This is a genomic window from Clostridium sp. OM05-5BH (genome assembly GCF_003481505.1).
Lineage (GTDB): Bacteria > Bacillota > Clostridia > Lachnospirales > Lachnospiraceae > Otoolea > Otoolea fessa.
The window spans coordinates 173,174-189,871 of record NZ_QULJ01000002.1; the positions used below are offsets into that span (position 1 = coordinate 173,174).

Annotated in this window: 14 protein-coding genes and 1 pseudogene; all 15 read left to right on the forward strand. The window is 50.4% G+C overall.

Going from position 1 to position 16,698, the window contains the following annotated elements:
• Positions 1-185: 185 nt before the first annotated feature.
• The 15 genes and pseudogenes from DXB70_RS03295 to DXB70_RS03365 all read left to right on the forward strand — a co-directional run bounded on the left by DXB70_RS03295 (position 186) and on the right by DXB70_RS03365 (position 16,553).
• Positions 186-2,153 (forward strand): NAD(+) synthase, encoded by a 1,968-nt coding sequence (locus DXB70_RS03295; RefSeq protein WP_182448413.1) that lies wholly within the window; start codon positions 186-188, stop codon positions 2,151-2,153.
• On the forward strand, positions 2,150-2,944 hold the full coding sequence (locus DXB70_RS03300) for an RNA methyltransferase (RefSeq protein WP_118672649.1): 795 nt from the start codon (positions 2,150-2,152) through the stop codon (positions 2,942-2,944). Before DXB70_RS03295 ends, DXB70_RS03300 begins: the two co-directional genes overlap by 4 nt.
• A 219-nt stretch (positions 2,945-3,163) precedes the next feature.
• Complete coding sequence (locus DXB70_RS03305; RefSeq protein WP_022359802.1) at positions 3,164-3,601, forward strand: NfeD family protein; 438 nt, start codon at positions 3,164-3,166, stop codon at positions 3,599-3,601.
• Between the two features lie 5 nt (positions 3,602-3,606).
• A complete protein-coding gene (locus tag DXB70_RS03310; protein WP_118293275.1) occupies positions 3,607-4,545 on the forward strand; it encodes an SPFH domain-containing protein in 939 nt (312 codons plus the stop codon).
• 236 nt (positions 4,546-4,781) lie between these two features.
• On the forward strand, positions 4,782-5,090 hold the full coding sequence (locus DXB70_RS03315; protein WP_118293274.1) for a DUF6637 family protein: 309 nt from the start codon (positions 4,782-4,784) through the stop codon (positions 5,088-5,090).
• A gap of 5 nt (positions 5,091-5,095) precedes the next feature.
• Positions 5,096-6,076, forward strand: coding sequence for a biotin--[acetyl-CoA-carboxylase] ligase (locus DXB70_RS03320; protein WP_118293273.1), 981 nt, complete (start codon positions 5,096-5,098; stop codon positions 6,074-6,076).
• Entirely contained in the window at positions 6,069-7,259 is a 1,191-nt protein-coding gene (locus tag DXB70_RS03325) for an A/G-specific adenine glycosylase (protein WP_118672650.1), read from the forward strand. Before DXB70_RS03320 ends, DXB70_RS03325 begins: the two co-directional genes overlap by 8 nt.
• A 38-nt stretch (positions 7,260-7,297) precedes the next feature.
• Complete coding sequence (locus tag DXB70_RS03330; RefSeq protein WP_118672651.1) at positions 7,298-8,218, forward strand: YegS/Rv2252/BmrU family lipid kinase; 921 nt, start codon at positions 7,298-7,300, stop codon at positions 8,216-8,218.
• Between the two features lie 304 nt (positions 8,219-8,522).
• The gene (gene rpoD / locus DXB70_RS03335) at positions 8,523-9,650 is read left to right on the forward strand and encodes an RNA polymerase sigma factor RpoD (RefSeq protein WP_022359808.1); all 1,128 of its coding nucleotides are present in this window, start codon (positions 8,523-8,525) and stop codon (positions 9,648-9,650) included.
• 262 nt (positions 9,651-9,912) lie between these two features.
• Positions 9,913-10,605: an epoxyqueuosine reductase QueH gene (locus DXB70_RS03340; RefSeq protein ID WP_022359809.1), complete on the forward strand. Its 693-nt coding sequence runs from the start codon at positions 9,913-9,915 to the stop codon at positions 10,603-10,605.
• A 268-nt stretch (positions 10,606-10,873) separates the two neighbouring features.
• Positions 10,874-11,557: an HAD family hydrolase gene (locus DXB70_RS03345; RefSeq protein ID WP_118672652.1), complete on the forward strand. Its 684-nt coding sequence runs from the start codon at positions 10,874-10,876 to the stop codon at positions 11,555-11,557.
• A 174-nt stretch (positions 11,558-11,731) separates the two neighbouring features.
• On the forward strand, positions 11,732-12,943 hold the full coding sequence (locus DXB70_RS03350) for a metal ABC transporter substrate-binding protein (RefSeq protein ID WP_182448408.1): 1,212 nt from the start codon (positions 11,732-11,734) through the stop codon (positions 12,941-12,943).
• Between the two features lie 89 nt (positions 12,944-13,032).
• Positions 13,033-13,734: pseudogene (locus DXB70_RS03355) on the forward strand (ABC transporter ATP-binding protein); the annotation flags it as partial.
• Between the two features lie 147 nt (positions 13,735-13,881).
• Positions 13,882-14,709 carry a metal ABC transporter permease gene (locus DXB70_RS03360; protein ID WP_118491945.1) on the forward strand — a complete coding sequence of 276 codons (828 nt, stop codon included), beginning with the start codon at positions 13,882-13,884 and terminating at the stop codon, positions 14,707-14,709.
• A gap of 509 nt (positions 14,710-15,218) precedes the next feature.
• Positions 15,219-16,553, forward strand: a complete 1,335-nt coding sequence (locus tag DXB70_RS03365; protein ID WP_118672655.1) for an MATE family efflux transporter — start codon at positions 15,219-15,221, stop codon at positions 16,551-16,553.
• Positions 16,554-16,698 lie beyond the last annotated feature (145 nt).

Sequence of the window (16,698 nt, forward strand, 5' to 3'; positions counted from 1 at the left end):
TACAATAAATTTGTAACTGTTCAGTACCTTCACAGTCACGCGCAAAATCCATTTAAAATTGCCTACGGCAATGGGATTTTTGCCTGCTGGTCCATGTTTTCGTACGGTCAGCGCAGTAAATGCGCAGACCTATTGAACAGTTGCAATGTTTTTAAAAATCATTTATAAGGGAGACAAACCATATGATAAGAGATGGCTTTATCCGGGTTGCCGCGTCAACGCCGGAAGTGAAGGTGGCAGATGTAGAGTACAACCGGGAACAGGTTTGTGAACAGATAGAGGAGGGGCGCAAAAAGGGCGCTTCGATGATGGTATTTCCAGAGCTGGTGCTGACGGGATATACGTGCGGTGAGCTGTTTATCCAGAAATCGCTGCTGGCGAAGGCAAAGGAAGAGCTTAGGAAGCTGATCGCCTTTACAGCTGGCGATTCAATGCTTGTATTTGTAGGACTTCCGTGGGAATACAACAATAAATTGTACAATGTGGCAGCGGCGATCCAGGATGGAAAGCTGCTCGGTCTGGTTCCGAAGAGATGGATTCCAAACTATTCTGAATTTTATGAGGGACGTTATTTCAACCCGGGCTGGGAAAAGACAATCGACGTTTCCTGGGACGGTTATCAGGTGCCAATGGGAATGAAGCTTTTATTTTCCTGTGACAATGTGGAAAATCTCGTCGTGGGGGCGGAGATCTGCGAGGACGTCTGGGTTTTAAATCCACCGAGTATTGCACACGCGTCGGCGGGGGCAACGGTGATCGTCAACTGTTCTGCCAGCGATGAGGTGACAGGCAAGAGCGAGTACCGCAGAAGTCTGATCAGCGGTCAGTCGGCGCGGCTTCTCTGTGCGTATATTTACGTCAATGCGGGCGAGGGAGAGTCTTCCCAGGATCTCGTTTTTGGCGGCCAGAATATTATCGCTGAGAATGGCAATATCCTGTCGGAGTCAGCGCGATTTGAGAATCAGACGATCTACGCAGATATCGATTTGGAACGTCTGGAATGTGAGCGCCGCCGGATGACGACCTATCAGACAGAAGGCCGTGAGGATTACCGATTTGTAAGCTTTACGCTGGATCGGAAACCGCTTGCGCTGGAGCGCGCGATCGATCCGACCCCGTTTGTCCCACACGATGCGGGCAGCCGGAACCGTCGCTGCGAGGAGATCCTTTCGATCCAGGCGATGGGATTGAAAAAACGTCTCAAACATACCGGATGTCGCCATGCTGTCGTTGGTATTTCAGGCGGCCTGGATTCAACGCTGGCACTTTTAGTAACCGTGCGCGCCTTTGATCTGCTGGGGATTCCGCGTGAAAATATCCTGTCTGTGACGATGCCGTGCTTTGGTACGACTGACCGGACGTACCAGAATGCCTGCCAGCTCACGAAAAAGCTGGGTGCAACCTTGAAAGAAGTCGATATCCGGGAGGCAGTTACTATCCATTTCCGTGACATTGAGCAGGATCCGTCGGTTCATGATGTAACGTATGAAAATTCACAGGCACGCCAGAGAACGCTGGTTCTGATGAACCTTGCCAATAAGATCGGCGGTCTTGTCATCGGTACCGGCGATATGTCGGAGCTGGCGCTTGGCTGGGCGACCTACAACGGCGATCATATGTCGATGTACGGTGTCAACTGCTCGGTTCCGAAGATGCTGGTGCGCCATCTGGTGCGCTATTATGCAGATACCTGTGGCGAGAAAGAGCTTTCTGATATTCTGCTGGATGTACTGGATACGCCGGTCAGCCCGGAGCTTCTGCCGCCGGAGGAGGATGGAAAGATCGCACAGAAAACGGAGGATTTGGTTGGTCCTTATGAGCTGCATGATTTTTATCTCTACTATATATTAAGATTCGGCTACCGTCCGGGCAAGATTTACCGCCTGGCGCGTCAGGCATTTGACGGTGCTTATGATAAGGAAACGATCCTTAAATGGCTGAAGGTGTTCTACCGCCGTTTCTTCAACCAGCAGTTTAAGCGTTCCTGCCTGCCGGATGGTCCGAAGGTAGGTTCTGCTGCAGTATCGCCGCGCGGCGACCTGCGTATGCCGAGCGATGCGTGCAGCCGCCTGTGGCTGGAGGAGCTGGAAACACTGGATGAGGATTGCGTTTACGGAGTGCCGGAGACGAAAGCGGCAGGAGGCAGCCTGTGATCGCGAGCACGGGCAACGCCCGTGTCAGAGCGGTGACGGCGCTTGCAAAGAAAGCAAAAGCAAGACGGGAACAGGGCGTCTTTTTGGTGGAAGGTCCGAAGATGTTCGGGGAACTGCCGGTGGAGAGACGCCGCGAAGTCTATGTGTCGGAAAATTTTCTGCGCCAGCAGGGGGAAAAAGCAGAAAAACTGCTGGCTGGCTGCCGGTATGAGACGGTGACGGATGAGGTCATGCGCCATATGTCGGACACCCAGACACCGCAGGGGATCCTGGCGGTAGTGGAACAGTTTTCCTATCAGCTCTCAGATGTGCTGAAAAATAGCCCGGACGGAAAGGCACCGGAGCTTGTGATTCTGGAGACGCTGCAGGATCCGGGTAATCTGGGAACAATCCTGCGTGCCGGAGAGGGGGCGGGTGTGACAGGCATCATTCTTGACCGTGGTTCAGCTGATATTTACAGCCCGAAGGTCATCCGTTCCACGATGGGCTCGATCTACCGGGTGCCGTTTATTTACACGGACGACCTGCATCAGACGATCGGGGAAGTAAAAAAGCAGGGAATCCGCCTCTATGCGGCGCATTTAAAGGGAGAACATAACTACGAAGAAGAAAATTATACAGGTCCGTCCGGCTTTCTGATCGGAAACGAGGCGAATGGTCTGACCGAGGAGACGGCGGCGCTTGCTGACGCGTGGGTGAAGATTCCGATGGCTGGAAAGGTCGAATCTCTCAATGCAGCGGTGGCAGCTTCGGTGCTGCTGTTTGAGACGGCACGGCAGAGGCGGCAGTAAAATGCATTTTTTGAGACAATCTTTTAAGCCGGATAGTGTGTGCAAATAGAGAGCTGTGAAGAAATAAATTGAACTGCAGATCGATATATTCCATTAAGAAGTTTGTAATAAAACCGTAAGTTCAAAAACAGAGCTGATTGGTTGATAAATGTCAGAAAATATCGTATACTAGTTTTAAGATATCAGGGTCAAAAGACCTATATGGAAGGAGGAGATGACATGGCAGTATGGTGTGTCTGGCTGGCGGTGTTTGTAGTGTGTATCGGGCTGGAAGCAGCGTCGATGGCGCTGACTTCGATCTGGTTTGCTGGAGGCGCTCTGATTGCGTGTGTCCTGTCGATCGCGGGAGTGAATCTTTACATCCAGATGGCAGTGTTTGTCGTTGTTTCATTCCTTCTTTTGTATTCAACAAGACCATTGGCACTCCGGTATATCAATCAGAAGACGGTGCGGACCAATGTGGACGCGCTGGTGGGTAAAAAAGCGCGGGTAACCGCAGAGATTGATAACGACGAGGCGAGAGGGACGGCGATGGTGTCCGGCCAGGAATGGACGGCACGCTCGGCGGATGGAAGCCGGATTCCGAGGGATACGATGGTACAGATTCAGGCGGTCAGCGGCGTCAAGCTGATTGTCAGCAAATGTAAGGAGGAGTAGGAAATATGGGAGCAGTTATCAGTTTTCTTGTCATTGCGATTGTGGTACTTCTGATTTTGTCATCCTGTATCCGGATCGTGCCGCAGGCACAGGCATTAGTTGTAGAGCGTCTGGGTGCTTATCTGGAGACATGGTCGGTTGGCGTGCATTTCAAGGTGCCGTTCATTGACCGCGTGGCAAAAAGAGTCATTTTAAAAGAGCAGGTTGTAGATTTTGCACCGCAGCCGGTTATCACGAAAGATAACGTTACGATGAAGATTGATACGGTTGTATTTTTCCAGATCACGGATCCGAAGCTGTTTGCTTATGGTGTTGAGAACCCGATCATGGCGATCGAGAACCTGACGGCGACCACCCTTCGAAATATCATCGGTGATCTCGAACTTGACCAGACCTTAACCTCCCGTGAGACGATCAACACGAAGATGCGCGCTGCACTCGATGTGGCGACAGACCCGTGGGGAATCAAGGTAAACCGTGTTGAGTTGAAAAATATCATTCCTCCGGCAGCTATTCAGGATGCGATGGAGAAACAGATGAAGGCAGAGCGTGAGCGCCGTGAGTCCATTCTCCGTGCCGAAGGCGAGAAGAAATCGACGATCCTGGTAGCCGAAGGTAAGAAAGAGTCCGCGATTCTGGAAGCAGAAGCAGAGAAGGAAGCGGCGATCCTGCGTGCAGAGGCACAGAAGGAAAAGATGATCCGCGAGGCAGAAGGTGAGGCGGAAGCGATCCTCAAAGTCCAGAAAGCGGAAGCAGACGGACTTCGTTTCATCAAGGAAGCAGGCGCGGACAATGCAGTGCTGCAGCTCAAGAGCCTGGAGGCATTTGCCAAAGCAGCGGACGGCAAGGCAACAAAGATCATCATCCCGTCCGAGATCCAGGGCATTGCCGGTCTGGTAAAGGGTCTGACAGAAGTTGGCGCGGATGGTCAAAAGGCAGAGTAGCCGGGAGTGAGCGGCTCTAAGTTATAAAAAAAGGTATAAGAAGAGGCTGATGGTTATGTAAAGCAGGAACCGCAGCCTTTTTCGATTTCTTTTTTGACAAGCCTGCGGACATTCGGTATAATATCCCATAGTGATATGTATACCCATATATGTTGATGAAAGGGTATATGCAAGAAGCTATGTGCTATATGAAGAATGAGGCTGTTGTTTGCGAATATAAGTAAGGAGTGGATGCGTTGAACCTGCAGGAAAAAAGAAAGAAAAGCGCGAATATCGCGTTTGCCCTGGATATGCTTCATATCGTAGTGGGTATATTGATCGTGATATTTGCGGTTCTTGCGTTTCTGAACCCGGATGAAAACCGGATTTTGTTTCCGGTAATCTTTCTTCTGGCGGCGGTACTGAATCTTGCCAATGGCTATGACCGCTATCGCCGGGGAAGGGGAAGAAAGCATCTGCGAACCGGCGGAATGGTCCTGATGGCAGTGGGAGCAGGATTGTTCCTTTTATGTATTGTCAGTACACTTACAATATGGTGGGGGTAATAAAAGTGAAAACAGAAGTTTTGCGAATGTTAAAAGAAACGGATGATTACCTGTCCGGACAGGAGATCTGTGAGCGTTTAAATGTATCACGGACGGCAGTCTGGAAAGTTATCAAACAGTTGGAGGCAGAAGGATATGAGATAGAGGCGGTCCGGAACCGCGGTTACCGGCTGCGTTTCCTGGGCGATGTTCTCAGCCAGGCAGAGCTGGAGAGCAGCATCGACAGCGAGTGGGCTGGAAAAAATATTTTATATTTTGACGAGACGGATTCTACCAATACCGAGATCAAGAAAGCGGCGGAGAAAGATGCCCCGCACGGTACGCTGGCAGTCGCGGATTATCAGTCGATGGGAAAGGGACGCCGCGGAAGAAGCTGGGCGGCGCCGCATGGCGTCGGCATCTGGATGAGCCTGCTTCTGCGCCCGGAGCTTCCTCCGACCTGCGCGTCGATGCTGACGCTGGTGGCGGCTCTGGCAGTTGCCGACGGGATTCGGGAGGTTTGTGATCTGGAGGCAAAGATCAAGTGGCCGAACGATATCGTCGTCAATGGAAAGAAGGTCTGCGGTATCCTGACCGAGATGAGCACGGAATTAGAGTGTATTAATTATATCGTGACTGGTATTGGTATCAACGTGGCAAATCACGAGTTCCCGGAGGAGATTCGGGATGTGGCAACGTCTCTGTATCTGGAGACAGGAAAAGAAGTGCGCCGCAGCCAGCTTATCGCTGCGATCATGCGTGCGTATGAGGGATATTATGATAAATTCATGGAAAACCAGAACATGAAATCCCTAATGGACGTTTATAACAGCCGTCTGGCAAACTGCGGTACACAGGTGCGCGTCCTGTCTCCGGGCAATGAGTATACGGGCATGGCGCTTGGAATTGACGAGATGGGCGAACTGCTGGTCCGCACAGAAGACGGAAAGGTGTGCAAGGTGATCTCAGGAGAGGTATCTGTCCGGGGCATTTACGGATATGTATAAAGATTTTTATGCGTCGTTGAAGCCTTTAGAGGGGGAAATACCTTATGCGGAAGAAGAGAGGCTGGCGGCATCCGGCGCTCCATTGCTCTCCTGGTACCGGAAAAACCGGCGGCTCCTTCCGTGGCGGGAGAATCCGGAACCGTATTCGGTCTGGATTTCGGAGATCATGCTGCAGCAGACGCGGGTAGAGGCGGTCAAACCGTACTTTGCCCGTTTTATGGAAGCACTCCCGGACATCACCTCGCTCGCGCAGGTGGACGAAGAGCGGCTTTTGAAGCTGTGGGAGGGACTTGGGTATTATTCCAGAGCCCGGAATCTAAAAAAGGCAGCGGTCTGCCTGATGGAAGACTACGGCGGTCAGATGCCGGCGTCGCGGGATGAGATATTGAAACTTCCGGGCATCGGAAGTTATACAGCCGGGGCAGTTGCGTCGATCGCGTATGATCTGCCGGCTCCGGCGCTGGATGGAAATGTGGTGCGTGTTCTGACACGCCTGTTTGCTGACCCACAGGACAGCACGAAGCCGGCGCTTCGAAAGAAATATGAGCGGCTCCTGGAGGCGGAACTTGTGCGCCGGACGGAGGAAAGAGAGTCCTATTTGTCAGCCGGTGATGATGCCGGTGAGGTTTCCACGGCATTACGGTCAGAAGAGCTATTTCATCCAGGTGAATATAATCAGGCATGGATTGAGCTGGGCGCGCTTGTCTGCATCCCGGGCGGACGTCCGCTCTGTGAGAAGTGCCCGCTGGAATCCCTTTGTCTGGCGCACCGGCGGGGAGAGGAGGAGCAATATCCGGTCAAGCCGCCGAAAAAGCCGCGCCGGATCGAGGAAAAAACGGTCTGCCTGATTGAGTGGGAGGATACGGTGGCGATCCGCAAGCGCAGCAGCAAGGGATTGCTGGCGTCCCTCTACGAATATGTCAATCTGGACGGAAAAAAGAGTGCGGAGGAGGCAGCGAAAGAACTGGGAATCGCGGAGGCGGATATCAGGGAAACCGAGGATCTGCCGGATGCAGTCCACATTTTTTCCCATGTTGAATGGCATATGTGTGGACGCAGAATCCGCCTGAAACGGGCATCCGGCTATCAGGATAAAACAGTTTTGATGGTGCGCCGGGCACAGCTGCAGGACCGTTATCCGATCCCCAATGCATTTCGCGTGTATACAAATATATTAATATGAAATACTGTTAGTGTGGGGGAGCAGGAGAAATGGCGATTATGAAAAAAATGCTTTTTATCATCAATCCGAGATCTGGCAAAGAACAGATTCGAAGTCGTCTTCTTGAAATTTTAGATAGTTTTGTAAAGGCGGGCTATGGACCGTCTGTTTATATTACGCAGGGCCCGAAGGATGCGGAGTATCAGGCGGCACGTGCGAAAACGAAGGAACTGGTCGTGTGCAGCGGCGGGGACGGTACGCTCAACGAGGTGGTATCGGGGCTGATGACGATCACCCCGGAAAAGCGTCCGGAGTTAGGGTATATCCCGTCGGGTTCCACGAATGATTTCGCATCCAGTCTGGGACTTCCGAAAAATATGCGGAAAGCGGCGCAGACAGCTGCGCTGGGAAAACCATTTTTGGTGGATGTCGGTATATTCGGCAAAAACCGGTATTTCGTCTATGTGGCGGCGTTCGGAGCATTTACGGAGGTATCCTATTCGACCCCGCAGGAGACGAAAAATATTTTGGGGCATCAGGCATATATGCTGGAAGCCATCAAGCGCCTGACAGGGCTTAAATCCTACCGGATGCGCCTTACATGGGAACATCTGGGGGAACAGAGAGAATTGGAAGAGGAATTTATTCTGGGAATGGTGACCAATACGACATCGATCGGAGGTTTTAAAGGACTGGTTGGTATGGACGTGGCGCTGGATGACGGGGAGTTTGAGGTGCTTCTGCTCCGGAAACCGCGCACGCCGTTTGACATTGCAAGCATTGCCTCCTATCTGATTCAGAGAGAGGGCGAAAATGAATGCGTATTCAAGTTCCGCACATCGAAACTGACGGTACAGTCGGAGGAACTGGTGGACTGGTCGCTGGACGGTGAGTTTGGCGGAAGCCAGACAGAGGTTGTGATTGAAAACAAACCCAGAGAGATCGCGATCCGGGTGCCTGAAGTTACTGTTCACGGGTAGGCACTTTTGGAACCGAAAGTGCCGTAAGAAAACGTGGTGGCAGCAGGAATTTGCCGTATTTAAATGCGAAGCCACGGCAAATTCCATTACTGTGCACGTATGCGTGAACAGTAATTGCCTAAATAGAAATAGATCGAAAAATTTCGAAAATTGTTGAAAAATAGAATTTAATCGTATATAATGTACTTTCGGGATATTGCAGGGAAAGGTGCAGGGAAATAAAAGCACACAAACAATCGAGGGACAATATCACGTTAGATATAAAGAAACTTCTAAGCGAAATAAATCGAAAGGACGTTAATTCGTGGAGAAAGAAAATTTTTTAGGTAAGTTAAGGAAACTGGTAGAGTTAGCAAAGTCCAAGCAGAACGCGCTGGACGTGACAGAGATCAATAACTTTTTTATGGGCGATAATCTGCAGACAGAGCAGATGGAGCAGATTTACAATTATCTGGAGCAGAATAATATTGATGTCATTCCGGAGGTGATCGATGATTCGATCCTCAAGGAAAATGATTCGATGCTCGATGATGATGTGGATGATGAATTCCTCAAGAACGAGGAAGAGGATATCGATCTGGATGCGATCGATCTGTTAGAGGGAATCGGCACGGAAGATCCGGTCCGCATGTACCTGAAAGAGATCGGTACTGTTCCGCTTCTGAGCGCGGAGGAGGAGATCCGCCTTGCAAAGCGCAAAGCAGAGGGTGATGTGAATGCAAAAGAGCGCCTGATTGAGGCAAACCTGCGCCTGGTTGTCAGCATTGCAAAGCGCTATACAGGACGCGGCATGAGCTTCCTGGATCTGGTTCAGGAAGGCAATCTGGGTCTTATTAAGGGCGTTGAGAAGTTTGATTATACAAAGGGTTATAAGTTAAGTACATATGCGACCTGGTGGATTCGTCAGTCTGTTACAAGGGCTCTGGCGGATCAGGCGAGAACTATCCGTGTCCCGGTGCATATGGTAGAGACGATCAACAAGATGTCCAAGATGCAGCGTAAGCTGACGCTGGAACTGGGCTATGAGCCGTCGGTGGCAGAGCTTTCCGAGGCGCTTGGCATGTCCGAGGATAAGGTCATGGAGATCATGCAGATCGCACGTGAGCCAGCTTCCCTGGAAACCCCGATCGGTGAGGAAGACGATTCCAATCTGGGTGATTTCGTAGCGGACGGTAACGTGGTAACGCCGGAAGGGAATGTAGAATCTGTTATGCTGCGTGAGCATATCGATGCATTGCTTGGAGACCTGAAGGAGAGAGAGCGTCAGGTTATTATTCTCCGGTTTGGTCTGGAGGACGGACATCCGAGAACCCTGGAAGAGGTCGGAAAAGCATTCAACGTAACGAGAGAGCGTATCCGCCAGATCGAGGCAAAAGCACTTCGTAAATTAAGAAATCCGGTCCGGAGCAAACGGATTCGCGATTTCCTGTAAGAGTTGTATCATTTTGATAAAAAGGGGAATTTGTTTGGAATTTCCTGAAAGGTTTAATAAAAAGATAAAGCAGTTTGTACCCGTCCGTGGGTACAGGCTGCTTTTTCAAGTTTTGAAGAATATGAATTATTGTGCATATCTTCATATGACGTCTAAGGATGGAAATGATGTTTGTCAGGAAAGAAGCGTTTCGGATAGAAGTATCGTGTGCTGGATGGAAAATGCACGGACAGATGGGAATTTATAGAAAGAGGAGAGAAAAATGTCGGAACCAATGAAAAATCCGCCAGCCAGAAAGACACAGACGGCGAAACGGAATTATCAGAAAGAAATGGAAAAAGTGCTGGATGCAGCAGTCCGGGACGGCAGAGTTCCGACTTTATTTCTCCACAGCTGTTGTGCGCCGTGCAGCAGCTACGTGCTGGAATATCTGTCGCAGTATTTTTCAATTACGGTGTTCTACTACAATCCGAATATTTCACCGAAGGAGGAATATGAGGCGCGCACGGAGGAGGTACAGCGGCTGATCCGGGAGCTTCCAGCGGTGCATCCGATCCGGTTTGTAGAAGGAAAATACGACCCGGAATGCTACTATGAGGCAGTCCGGGGGCATGAGAAGGATCCGGAGGGCGGCGAGCGCTGCGGTATTTGTTTTGAGATGCGCCTACGGGAAGCGGCGAAGCTGGCAGCCGAGGGCGGCTATGACTGGTTCACGACGACCCTCACGATTAGTCCGCTCAAAAATGCCGGGCGCCTCAATACGATCGGGCAGGCGATGGGAGAAGAGTATCATGTGGCATTTCTGCCGTCGGATTTCAAGAAAAAAGAGGGATATAAGCGCTCGATCGAGCTGTCGGCGCAGTATCATCTATACCGGCAGAATTACTGCGGATGCGTGTTCTCGAAGCGGGAGCGTGAAGAGCAGATGCAGAAGGAGAGGCAGGAAACATCGTGATTTGCGGGGCGATATGTTTGGTTGAAGATGAGTTTGTATGGATGATTGCCTGTAGCTGCGAAAGTATGAATCGGCTGTGAGGGGGAAAAGTGGTACTGTTCACAGGTAGGCACTTTTGGAACCGAAAGTGCCGTAAGAAAACGTGGTGGCAGCAGGAATTTGCCGTATTTAAATGCGAAGCCACGGCAAATTCCGTTACTGAGCACGTATGCGTGAACAGTAACAAAAAAGTTACAAGAAAAGATGGAAACAGAAAGGAAGAAACGCAATGTACCGCTTATGTATATTTGATTTGGATGGAACTCTTTTAAATACGGTTTATGCGCTGACTTATGTGACAAATTTAACATTGGATGCATTCGGACTGCGCCATGTTACACCGGAGGAAACGAAACGGATCGTGGGAAATGGATACCGGATGCAGATGAAGCGCGCGCTGGTGCTGGCGGGGGACGAGAAGCTGGTTCATTATGAAGCGTCGCTTCCGATTTATATGGAGAATTTCTCTAAATACTGCCTGAAAGACGTAGAGCCATATGACGGTATCCGGGAACTGCTGGCGTCGTTAAAAGAGATGGGTGTACATGTGGCTGTCCTTTCGAACAAGCCGCATGATCAGGCAATTGTGAATATTGAGACATTCTTTGGGAAAGGATATTTTGATGTGGTGCGCGGCGAGCAGGCGGGAACGCCGAAAAAACCGGCTCCAGACGGGGCGTTCGCCATTTGCCGGGAACTGGGTATAAAACAGGAAGAGTGTCTGTATCTGGGCGATACGAATACAGATATGGAAACTGGGCTGAATGCCGGAATGGACACGGTCGGCGTGCTCTGGGGCTTCCGTGACCGGGAAGAGCTGGAAGGCTGCCATCCGCAGTATATTGTGGCACATCCGTTGGAAGTAGCGGAGATTGTGAAGAAAAAGAATGAGTCACATGGAAGAATGGAGTAGTGTCTGTGTTTGTTCATAGCTGTGAAAAGAGAAATAGTTGTGAAAGAAAATGATATTTGAAATAGTAATTCGAAATGTTTATTGAAAAACATTTACTGAAATAGAAGAAGTTAAGGGTAAAAAAGAAATATGGTAAAACACAAGAATGGATTTAAATGTAAATGGATATCATGGATGCTTGCTTTTTTGATTGCCTTTTCCTGTGTTCTTACAGCGTGTACGCCACGGCGGGGAACTGCATCGTCTGATTCATCGTCGAATCCGTTAAAAGGGGCAGATGCGTCTGGTGATACGCGCTTAAACGTTGTGACGACGCTATTTCCGTATTACGATTTTCTCCGGCAGATTGCCGGGGATTCGATCCGGCTGACGATGGTTGTTCCGGCGGGCATGGACAGCCATTCGTTCGAGCCGACGCCGGCGGACATGATCACGATCCAGAATGCAGATCTGTTAGTCTGCAACGGCGGTACGATGGAACAGTGGCTTTCGCAGGTGCTTGATTCCTTCGGGGAAGGCACCGGACCGAAGCGCGTCGTGACGATGATGGACTGCGTGGATGTAGTGCAGGAGGAGATCGTCGAGGGCATGGAAGATGGAGAGGCGCACGATCATGGACATACGCATGTTCATGCGGATGGAACAGTTCATGCGGGTGATCACGATCATGAGTCGGAAGCTCATGCTCACAGTGAAGAAGAACATGAGCCAGAGGACCATGTTTACAGTGAAGAAGAACACGACACAGAAGAGCATATTCACAGCGAGGATGAGCATGATATGGAAGATGTGGCGGTTCATGATGAAGATCACGCTCAGGAGTATCTGGATGAGGACGATGGTCACGGCGTCGAGATTGAATATGACGAGCACATCTGGACATCCCCGGTCAATGCGAAAAAGCTGGCCGGCGTGCTGGCGGAGGTGCTGGAACAGGAAGATCCGGCGCACGCGGCTTCCTATGCAGAAAACTGCGCGTCCTATCAGGATAAATTGACGGAATTGGATGCAGAATTCAGAGAAGTTGTCTCCCATGCCAAGCGCCGTCTCGTCGTTTTCGGTGATAAATTTCCACTCCGGTACTTTTTCGATGAGTATGGGCTGGAATACAGGGCGGCATTTTCAGGATGCAGTACGGATACGGAGCCGAGTGCCAAGACCATCGCCTACCTGATCGATAAGGTGCGGGAGGAACAGATACCAGCCGTCTATTACCTGGAGCTTTCCAGCCCGCGCGTGGCGGAGATCATCGGGGAAGAGACGGGCGCGGAACCACTGTTGTTCCACTCCTGCCACAATGTGACGAGACACCAGTTTGATTCGGGTGTTACCTATCTGGAATTGATGGAGCAGAACGTAAAGAACTTGAAAAAGGGATTGTCATAAAAAGAATAGATGATTATGGGAAAAAGTCTTTAGCCATGGTGAATGTTTATGACAATAGAAGAGTAGAGCAGTAGTGAAAGGAATTATAGATGGGATTACTCTTAAAATGTGAGCATGTAGGTTTTGGTTATGAAAACCAGGATGCGGTGCTGGATGTGAACCTGGAGGTAAATGAGGGCGATTACATCTGCATTGTCGGGGAAAATGGTTCGGGAAAAAGTACCCTGATGAAGGGCATTCTGGGACTTTTAAAACCGACTTCGGGCAGGATTGAATATTCGGAAGAGTTAAAAAAAGCCGGTATTGGTTACCTGCCGCAGCAGACCGACGCGCAGAAGGACTTTCCAGCGACTGTGTTTGAGGTGGTTATTTCCGGGTGCCTGGGAAAACGCGGCAGCCGCCCGTTTTATTCGATGAAAGAAAGGAAAGAGGCGCGGGCAAATCTGGATCGTCTGGGAATCCGCGATCTGGAAAAAAGCTGTTTCAGAGAGCTTTCCGGCGGTCAGAAACAGCGTGTTCTGATCGCGCGGGCGCTCTGTGCGACGGATAAGCTGCTGATTCTCGATGAGCCGATCACGGGACTCGATCCGTCGGCGATTCTGGACTTTTACCAGCTGATCCGGAAACTGAATCAGGAAGAAAAGGTTGCAATCCTGATGGTTTCCCATGATATGGCAAATATTGTGCATCAGGGAGGAAAAATTTTGCAGATGCGGCAGAAGCCGCTGTTCTGGGGTACGATGAAAGAATATGTGAAGAGTGAGATTGCTCATTCTTTCCTGGGACGGGAAGAGCTGGCAACTCTGGGGCACAGATGCGGAGTGCCGATGCAGAAGGATGGAATCAGGAAGATGCAGAAGCCGGAAATGGGTTCGGAAACTGATTCTGAAACGAAACAGCATTTGAAAGACAGAAATGCGGAGAAGGAGGTGTAGAAGATGGGAATCATATCTGAAATGTTATCATACCCGTTTATGGTGCGGGCGCTGATCGGCGGTCTTTTAGTCTCTCTCTGCGCCTCTCTGCTGGGTGTCAGCCTGGTGCTGAAACGCTACTCAATGATTGGAGACGGTTTATCCCATGTTTCGTTCGGATCCCTTTCGATCGCACTGGCGGCAGGCTGGTCGCCTTTAAAGGTTTCGATTCCGGTGGTCGTGCTGGCGGCATTTTTCCTGCTGCGGATCACGGAACATGGAAAAGTAAAGAGTGACGCTGCGATTGCGATGATCTCGGCCAGTGCGCTTGCAATCGGTATTATCGTAACTTCCCTGACAACCGGTATGACGACCGATGTCAGCAGCTATATGTTTGGAAGCATTCTCGCGATGAGCCGGGAAGATGTCCAGTTTGCGGCGGTGCTTTCCATGGTGGTGCTTGGATTATATCTTTTTTGCTATAACAAAGTATTTGCGGTTACCTTTGATGAGAGCTTTGCCAAGGCGACCGGCGTCAATGTATCGCTCTATAACGTGCTGATAGCGGTTCTGACCGCGATCACGATCGTGATTGGAATGCGGATGATGGGCGCGATGCTGATCTCCAGTCTGATTATTTTCCCGGCTCTGACCTCCATGCGGGTGTTTAAGAGCTTCCGGGGGGTGGTCATCGCATCGGGGATTCTGTCGCTGATCTGTTTCTTTGGAGGAATGGTGCTGTCCTACACGTACTCAACACCGGCGGGCGCGAGCGTTGTTGTGGTGGATCTGGCGGCGTTTCTGCTCTTTTCACTGATACAGAGAGGGATAGCTGTTACTGCCCGCAAATAGGATGTTTGTTGTAGAACATACACATTCTGTATGCTCATGTTTCTGTTCACGGGTAGGCACTTTTGAAACCGAAAGTGCCGTAAGAAAACGTGGTGGCAGCAGGAATTTGCCGTATTGAAATGCGAAGCCACGGCAAATTCCGTTACTGGACATGTATGCGTGTACAGTAACATGCTCATGCGTTTGCCGCGATGATTTTCCGGGGAGTGGTTGACAAATAAAATGGCTTGCGGTTATAATAATATTCAGTTGCCGGAATGGGCAGATCGCCAGCAAAAGCTTGCGGAGTTGCTGGTCGGCGATAGAAAACGAAAATCGAATAGCTTGTCTAAGCGTTAAAGAGACTATAGGGTTTGTACTGTTTCTGAGATAAACAGTAAAGTCCGTAGTCTCTTTTTTATTTGATAAGAAATGCTTTGCAGAAGAACCCCAGGTGTTTTTTTTCTGCGAAGAATGTGTCAGAAACGCTCATGAAAAGTGAAAAATAAAAAAGGAATGGAGATGGAAAAATGGATCAGACCTACATGAAAGAAAAACCAGTTGTCCCGCTGCTGCTTTCGATGGGAATCCCGGTCATCATATCGATGATCGCCGGGGCACTCTACAATATCGTGGACAGCATTTTCGTGGCAATGATCAGTGAGGACGCGATGACGGCGGTTTCGCTTGTCTATCCGATCCAGAACCTCGCGCACGCAGCCGGGGTTGGGTTTGGCGTTGGTATCAATGCGATGGTGGCGAGACGCCTTGGCGAAGGAAAAACACGGATGGCGAACCAGACAGCATCGCAGGGAGTATTTTTAAGTGCCTTACATGGAATGATTTTAACGATTTTAGGAATGGCGGTGATTCCGTATTTCCTGCGGATGTTTACGAGCGATGAGGTAACGATTTCCTACGGACTGACGTATTTTTGCAATGTGTTTCTGTTTTCAACGATCGACACGATGGGAATGGCATATGAAAAGGTCTACCAGTCGGTTGGAAAGATGAAAATATCGATGGCAGCCGTCTTGATTGGATGCGTCGTCAATATCGTGCTGGACCCGATCTTTATCTTTGGATTAGGCCCCATGCCGGAACTGGGAATCCGCGGTGCGGCGTGGGCGACAGGAATCGGGCAGACGGCGTCGCTGCTGTTTTATTTGATTTTAAACCATGTGAAACCGTTAAATGTGGAGATTTCGCTGCGGGAAATGCGTCCGTCGAAGGAGATCTGCGGCGGTATGTATTCAGTCGGAATCGCGGCAACACTCAATATGGCGCTGACATCCCTGCTTCTGACGGCGCTCAATGCGATTCTGGCACCATTTTCGCAGGTATATATTCTGGTGCTGGGTGTTTACTACAAGCTGCAGGCACTGCTTTATCAGGGAGCCAGCGGCGTGGTGCAGGGAATGCGCCCGCTGATCGGTTACAATTACGGTGCAGGCGAGCAGGAGAGGGTGAAAAAGATCTTCCGCGCGGCCTTCATGATTGTTGGCATTATCATGACAGCGGGAACCCTGCTTGGCGAGCTGGTGCCGGATTTCCTGATGGGGCTGTTTACGCAGACGCCTTCGACGGTGGAGATCGGCAGAACGGCGCTCCGGCTCATCAGCCCGGGCTTTGTCATGTCAACGGTTTCCGTCATTGCTTCTGGCGCGTTTGAGGGACTTGGAATGGGACTTAAATCTCTGAAAATTTCCCTGATGCGCTATGCTGTGATTATCATTCCGATCGCATGTGTGCTCAGCCGGATCATCGGTCCTATCGGTGTCTGGCACGCGTTCTGGCTGGCAGAGCTTATCACGGCAGTGTATGCTGGGGCGAGCTGGAAGCGGACGATTACTGTGTCTTTATAGGGCGTTTTTGGTCTCAAAAAGGCTGCATATATGTGAGGCTAAAAAAGTTACTGTTCACACGCGCCCAGTAACGGGATTTTGCCGATGCTTGACTTTACTAGGTATTTGTGTAAAATAATAAGTGGCTGATCGGAACTTCGGCAGA

Bases quoted from the DNA above. Each gene is read 5' to 3' on its own strand.
- DXB70_RS03305 (WP_022359802.1), top strand. From the start codon at position 3,164: ATGGCAGTATGGTGTGTCTGGCTGGCGGTGTTTGTAGTGTGTATCGGG.
- DXB70_RS03310 (WP_118293275.1), top strand. From the start codon at position 3,607: ATGGGAGCAGTTATCAGTTTTCTTGTCATTGCGATTGTGGTACTTCTG.
- DXB70_RS03325 (WP_118672650.1), top strand. From the start codon at position 6,069: ATGTATAAAGATTTTTATGCGTCGTTGAAGCCTTTAGAGGGGGAAATA.
- DXB70_RS03330 (WP_118672651.1), top strand. From the start codon at position 7,298: ATGAAAAAAATGCTTTTTATCATCAATCCGAGATCTGGCAAAGAACAG.
- DXB70_RS03340 (WP_022359809.1), top strand. From the start codon at position 9,913: ATGTCGGAACCAATGAAAAATCCGCCAGCCAGAAAGACACAGACGGCG.
- DXB70_RS03345 (WP_118672652.1), top strand. From the start codon at position 10,874: ATGTACCGCTTATGTATATTTGATTTGGATGGAACTCTTTTAAATACG.
- DXB70_RS03350 (WP_182448408.1), top strand. From the start codon at position 11,732: ATGCTTGCTTTTTTGATTGCCTTTTCCTGTGTTCTTACAGCGTGTACG.
- DXB70_RS03360 (WP_118491945.1), top strand. From the start codon at position 13,882: ATGGGAATCATATCTGAAATGTTATCATACCCGTTTATGGTGCGGGCG.
- DXB70_RS03365 (WP_118672655.1), top strand. From the start codon at position 15,219: ATGGATCAGACCTACATGAAAGAAAAACCAGTTGTCCCGCTGCTGCTT.